The 5,620-nt window shown below is 73.1% G+C and carries 7 protein-coding genes; 1 reads left to right on the top strand and 6 read right to left on the bottom strand.

What is annotated here, in order from left to right:
• Positions 1-158: 158 nt before the first annotated feature.
• The 6 genes from ACFXGA_RS04895 to rpe are packed head-to-tail and all read right to left on the bottom strand — an operon-like array spanning position 159 to position 4,645.
• Positions 159-596, bottom strand: a complete 438-nt coding sequence (locus ACFXGA_RS04895) for a PH domain-containing protein (RefSeq protein ID WP_378084453.1) — start codon at positions 594-596, stop codon at positions 159-161.
• An 8-nt stretch (positions 597-604) separates the two neighbouring features.
• A complete protein-coding gene (gene ribH, locus ACFXGA_RS04900; RefSeq protein WP_378084455.1) occupies positions 605-1,084 on the bottom strand; it encodes a 6,7-dimethyl-8-ribityllumazine synthase in 480 nt (159 codons plus the stop codon).
• Complete coding sequence (locus tag ACFXGA_RS04905; protein ID WP_378084457.1) at positions 1,081-2,355, bottom strand: bifunctional 3,4-dihydroxy-2-butanone-4-phosphate synthase/GTP cyclohydrolase II; 1,275 nt, start codon at positions 2,353-2,355, stop codon at positions 1,081-1,083. Before ACFXGA_RS04905 ends, ribH begins: the two co-directional genes overlap by 4 nt.
• Positions 2,352-2,963: a riboflavin synthase gene (locus ACFXGA_RS04910; RefSeq protein WP_378084459.1), complete on the bottom strand. Its 612-nt coding sequence runs from the start codon at positions 2,961-2,963 to the stop codon at positions 2,352-2,354. The genes ACFXGA_RS04905 and ACFXGA_RS04910 overlap by 4 nt, the downstream gene beginning before the upstream one ends.
• 9 nt (positions 2,964-2,972) lie before the next feature.
• The gene (gene ribD, locus ACFXGA_RS04915) at positions 2,973-3,980 is read right to left on the bottom strand and encodes a bifunctional diaminohydroxyphosphoribosylaminopyrimidine deaminase/5-amino-6-(5-phosphoribosylamino)uracil reductase RibD (protein WP_378084468.1); all 1,008 of its coding nucleotides are present in this window, start codon (positions 3,978-3,980) and stop codon (positions 2,973-2,975) included.
• A gap of 14 nt (positions 3,981-3,994) precedes the next feature.
• On the bottom strand, positions 3,995-4,645 hold the full coding sequence (rpe, locus tag ACFXGA_RS04920; protein ID WP_378084469.1) for a ribulose-phosphate 3-epimerase: 651 nt from the start codon (positions 4,643-4,645) through the stop codon (positions 3,995-3,997).
• 179 nt (positions 4,646-4,824) lie between these two features.
• Here rpe and ACFXGA_RS04925 point away from each other — a divergent pair, with 179 nt between their 5' ends.
• A complete protein-coding gene (locus ACFXGA_RS04925; RefSeq protein WP_378084461.1) occupies positions 4,825-5,469 on the top strand; it encodes an SDR family NAD(P)-dependent oxidoreductase in 645 nt (214 codons plus the stop codon).
• Positions 5,470-5,620: the final 151 nt, after the last annotated feature.

Here is a 5,620-nt window from a genome sequence, read left to right on the forward strand (position 1 = left end):
CCCGCGCCCCCTATCGTGGCGTGGGCCCACCACCCCCCCCCCCCCCCCCACCACGACGATCGGCGGGTACCGCAACGTCGAACTCACAGGTCCCGAACGTTCGACTCACGCGTTCTGGAGGTAGGACACGCGTGGTCCGGAGGTGGGACTCGCGGGGGTCAGGTGGTGGCGGAGCGGTGCAGGTCGCGCAGCGCGCGGACGGCCGCCACGGCGTGGTCGCGGTCCACCGCCTGCACGGCCATGATCGCCACGTACTCGTCGTCCGGCAGCTCCAGCCGCGCCCACGACGCGCCGTCCGGGAACGACACGTGCAGCACCTGCGACCAGGCGAAGCGGCGCGCGGTCACCACGTTGCGCACCTCGACGCCCTCCGCGTCGGCCCGCACCCGCGGCCGGGCCAGCAGCAGCATCCCGCACGCCAGCAGCACGCCCAGGCAGATCATCGCCACCTGGTCCGACGTCCGGAAGATCACGCCGGTCGGGGTGTCGCCCAGCAGCAGCCCGACCACGGTGAACACCGCGACCAGGAACACCGCGCTCACCACGGCCACCACCCGGATCCTCTTCGGGCGGAACTCGACCACGTCGGCAGTCACGGCGGCCCTCACGTGCCCGCTCGCAGCCCGCGCAGCACGAGCGCCGTGTCCAGCGCCGCCACGCACGCCTCGAAACCCTTGTCCTCCACCGAGTCCGGGAACCCGGCGCGGGCCAACGCCTGGTCCTCGTCGTTGGTGGTGAGCACACCGTTGCCGACCGGCGTCGACGAGTCCAGCGCGACCCTGGTCAACCCCTCGGTCACCGCGTCGCACACGTACTCGAAGTGCGGCGTGCCGCCCCGGATCACCACGCCCAGCGCCACCACGGCGTCGTGCGTGCGCGCCAGTTCCTGCGCCACGACCGGCAGCTCCACCGCGCCCGCCACCCGGACCACGGTCGGGGACGCCACACCGGCCTTCGCCGCCGCGTCCAGCGCCCGCTCGACCAGGTTGTCGGTGATCCTCGCGTGCCAGCGCGTGGCCACCACGCCCAACGTCAGCCCCGCCGCGTCGGGGACGACGCCCTCGGGTCGCCCTTCGCCGCTCATTCCGCTCCTTCCGTGGTGGACACCACCGCGCCGCCCTCGGCGAGCGCCTCGTACTGCTCGAGCTGGTGCAGCTCGTGCCCCATCCGGTCCCGCTTCGTGCGCAGGTAGCGCAGGTTCTCCGGGTTCGGCGAGATCGGCAGCGGCACGCGCGACAGCACGGTCAGCCCGTAGCCCTCCAACCCCACCCGCTTGGCCGGGTTGTTGGTCAGCAGCCGCATCGACTTGATGCCCAGCGAGCTGAGGATCTGCGCGCCCGTGCCGTAGTCGCGCGCGTCGGCGGGCAGCCCCAGCCCGAGGTTCGCGTCCACCGTGTCCGCGCCCCGGTCCTGCAACTGGTACGCCTGCAGCTTGTGCATCAGGCCGATGCCGCGGCCCTCGTGCCCGCGCATGTAGAGCACGACGCCGCGGCCCTGCGCGGCCACCGCCTCCAGCGCCGCGTCGAGCTGCGGGCCGCAGTCGCAGCGCAGCGAGCCGAACACGTCCCCGGTCAGGCACTCCGAGTGCACCCGGACCAGCACGTCCTCGCCGTCGCCGAGGTCGCCGTAGACCATCGCGATGTGCTCGATGCCGTCGAGCTTGCTGTCGTAGCCGACTGCGGTGAACGTGCCGTGCGCGGTCGGGATGCGCGCCTCGGCGACCCGCACCACCTGCGTCTCCACCCGCCGCCGGTAGGCGATCAGGTCGGCGATGGTGATGAGCGCCAGGTCGTGGTCGGAGGCGAACACCTCCAGCTCGTCGCGGCGCGCCATGTCGCCCTCGTCCTTCTGCGACACGATCTCGCAGAGCACGCCCACCGGCGCGAGCCCGGCCAACCGGGCCAGGTCGACCGCGGCCTCGGTGTGGCCGGGCCGGCGCAGCACGCCGCCATCGCGGGCGCGCAGCGGCACCACGTGACCGGGCCGGTTGAAGTCCTTCGGACCCGCGTCCGGATCGGCCAGCAGCCGGATCGTGCGCGCCCGGTCCGCCGCCGAGATGCCGGTGGAGACGCCCTCGCGGGCGTCCACGGTCACCGTGTACGCGGTGCCGCGCTGGTCCTGGTTCGTGTGGTACATCGGCGGCAGGTCCAGCCGGTCGCAGTCGCTCTCGGTCAGCGACACGCACACGTACCCGGACGTGTAGCGCACCATGAACGCCAGCAGCTCCGGCGTCGCCTTCTCCGCGGCGAAGATCAAGTCGCCCTCGTTCTCGCGGTCCTCGTCGTCCACGACGACGACCGGCCGGCCCGCGGCGATGTCCGCGAGGGCCCGCTCGATGTCGGCGAAGTCCTTCACCGGGCCTCCTCGGCGCGCAGGTGGGGCAGCGCGAGCCGCTCGACGTACTTCGCGAGCACGTCCACCTCCAGGTTGACGTGGTCGCCCGGCGCACGCCGGCCGAGGGTGGTGAGTTCCAGGGTGGTCGGGATCAGGCTCACGCTGAACTCGGTCTCCGAGACCGACACCACGGTCAGCGACACGCCGTCCACCGTGATCGAGCCCTTCTCCACCACGTACCGGGCCAGGCCGGGCGGCAATCCGATGTGGACGACCTCCCAGTGCTCGGCCTTCTCCCGGGCCAGCACCACGCCGGTGCCGTCCACGTGGCCCTGCACGATGTGGCCGCCCAGCCGCTGACCGACGGCGGCGGCGCGCTCCAGGTTGACCGGGTCGCCCTCGGCGACCTTGGCCAGGCTGCTGCGGGTCAGCGTCTCGCGCATCACGTCCGCGGTGAACGCGCCGTCGGCGACGTCCACCACGGTGAGGCACACACCGTTGACCGCGATCGAATCGCCGTGCTTCGCGTCGCTGGTCACGAGCGGGCCCGCGATGGTGACGCGGGCCGCGTCCGGCAGGTCGGCGACCGCGACGACCTCCCCCAACTCCTCGACGATCCCGGTGAACACCGTTCCTCCTTAGCGTGCGGCGCCGGGTGGCACCACTGCGGAAACCCGCACGTCCGGCCCGCACATACTGACCTGCTCGACGACCAGTCCGACCGCTTCGGTGACGGTCGACACCCCCGCGTCCCGCAGGGCGGACGGGCCGTCGCCCAGGAACTTCGGCGCGAGGTAGGCGAGCACCCGGTCGACGCGGCGCGCTCCCGCGAACGCACCCGCCAGGGTAGGCCCGCCCTCCAGCAGCACGTCGACCACGCCTCGCGCGGCCAACACGCCGAGCACCACGTCCGGGTCGTGCGTGCGCACGTGCAAGGTCTCCGCTTCGTCGTCCAGGACACGGGCACCCGCCGGGAGGTCGCCGAGACCGACGACGACCCGCAGCGGCTGCCTGCCCCCATCCTGCCCCGCGCGCGGCCCCCGCGCGGTCAGTACCGGGTCATCGGTGCGGACGGTCCCCGCGCCGACCACCACCGCGTCCACCTTGGCCCGCAGCGCGTGCACCTCGGCCCGCGACTCGGCCGAGCTGATCCACCGGCTCGTGCCGTCCCCCGCCGCGACCCGCCCGTCGAGGCTCGCCGCGTACTTCCAGGTCACGTGCGGCCGCCCGGTCCGCGCGTAGTGCAGCCACGCCCGCAACGGCCCCCGCGAGACCTCCTCGGCCAGCACGCCCGACCCGACCGCGACACCGCCGCGCCGCAGCACCTCGGCCCCGCCCGCCGCCTTCGGGTTCGGGTCCGCGACCGCGTGCACCACGCGCGCCACCCCCGCCGCGAGCAACGCCTCCGCGCACGGCGGCGTCCGCCCGTGGTGGCTGCACGGCTCCAACGTGACGACCGCCGTGCCGCCGCGCGCCCGCTCACCGGCCTGGGCCAACGCCACCACCTCGGCGTGCGGCCCGCCGGGCGGCCGGGTCGCGCCCTCGCCCACCACGTGCCCGTCGGCGTCCAGCACCACGCACCCCACCGGCGGGTTCGGGCTCGTCGTGCCGCGCACGCGCTCGCTCGCCGCGACGGCCAGCGCCATCGCCTCGTCCACGTTCACCGGACGCGCGCCGCCTGCTCGCGCAGCCGCTCCACCGCCGCGCCGGGATCCGCCGCGTCGTACACGGCCGACCCGGCCACGAAGCAGTCCACCCCGGCCTCCGCCGCCTGCTCGATGGTGTCCGCGTTGATCCCGCCGTCGATCTCCACCACCAACCGCAGGTGCCCGGTGTCCACCAGCCGCCGCGCCGTGCGGACCTTGTCCAGCACCTCGGCCATGAACGACTGCCCGCCGAACCCCGGCTCCACCGACATCACCAGCAACGTGTCGTAGTGCTTCAGCACGTCCACGTACGGCTCCAGCGGCGTGCCCGGCTTCACCGACAACCCGGCCTTCGCCCCCGCCCCGCGCAGGTCCTTCGCCAACCGCACCGGATCCGCCGCCGCCTCCACGTGCACCGTCACGTTGTACGCCCCGGCCTCCGCGTACCCCACGGCCCACCGGTCCGGATCCTCGATCATCAGGTGGCAGTCCAGCGGCAGGTCGGTCGCCTTGCGCAGCGCCTTCACCACCGGCAGGCCGATGGTCAGGTTGGGCACGAAGTGCGCGTCCATGACGTCCACGTGCAGCCAGTCCGCCGTCGGCACGGCGGCGGCCTCGTCGGCGAGACGGGCGAAATCGGCGGACAGGATGCTCGGGGCGATCATCGGGTGGTGGACCACGGCTGGTGAGTCTAGGCTTCCACGATTGCCCGGACCTGCCCGGGAGTCATATTTCACCCCGGCACGCAAACGGCCCTTTCCGACTACTCACGCGGGTAGTTCCCTAGCCGTGTGGTGGCCATTACGTTCATCACCCGGGGGGCAGCAACTGGGGAGCACTGGGGATGAATGCCGAATTCCGTCACAAGATCGCACTGATCACCGGGGCCTGCTCACCGCTCGGCTCCGAGGTGGTCGAGTCACTGGCCAGGCAGGGCGCGCTGGTCGCGGCCGTCGACAGCGACGGCGCGAGACTCGCCGACCTGGTCGAACGCCTCCACGGCCAGGGCCTGCGCATCGCGGGCCGGCAGATGGACGTCACCTCGAGCGCCGCCGTGGACGCCCTCGTCGACCAGCTGGAACGGGAGTTCGGCCCGATCGACGCCCTGGTGGCCATGGCCGGCGCACTGCGCCCGGGCCCGGCGCTGTCCATCACCGACGAGGACTGGGCGCACAGCTTCGCCGTCAACGTCGACGGCGTCTTCAACGTCTGCCGCGCCGTCGCCGGCCGGATGGTCGAACGGGGCCGGGGCACGATCGCCATGGTGCCCGCCCACGCCGTCGCCGTCCCGCGCTCGGGAATCGCCGCCTACGCCGCCTCCCGGGCCGCCGCCATCGCCTACACCGAGTGCCTGGCCGTCGAAGTCGCCGCCCGAGGCGTCCACTGCGCCGTCGTGGCCCCGACCGACGTCCGCCGCGTCGCCGACGAAGTCAAGTTCCTCCTCGCCGACACCACCACCAACCCCATCGAAGACGCCCTCGGCGCCTGACCACAACACCAACCCCAGCACCGCCGCCACCACCACAACCAACCCCCAACCAGCCACAACGGACCCGCCACACCACCACCGAGGCTCGATTTGACATGGGTTCGAGTGCCTTAGGCTGGTCGGAGCCGGCAGGCCTGGCGGGACGCTTTTC

This window comes from Actinosynnema sp. NPDC059335 (assembly GCF_042752395.1).
Taxonomy (GTDB): domain Bacteria; phylum Actinomycetota; class Actinomycetes; order Mycobacteriales; family Pseudonocardiaceae; genus Actinosynnema.

Bases quoted from the DNA above. Each gene is read 5' to 3' on its own strand.
- ribH (WP_378084455.1), bottom strand. From the start codon at position 1,084: ATGAGCGGCGAAGGGCGACCCGAGGGCGTCGTCCCCGACGCGGCGGGG.
- ribD (WP_378084468.1), bottom strand. From the start codon at position 3,980: ATGGCGCTGGCCGTCGCGGCGAGCGAGCGCGTGCGCGGCACGACGAGC.
- rpe (WP_378084469.1), bottom strand. From the start codon at position 4,645: ATGATCGCCCCGAGCATCCTGTCCGCCGATTTCGCCCGTCTCGCCGAC.
- ACFXGA_RS04925 (WP_378084461.1), top strand. From the start codon at position 4,825: ATGAATGCCGAATTCCGTCACAAGATCGCACTGATCACCGGGGCCTGC.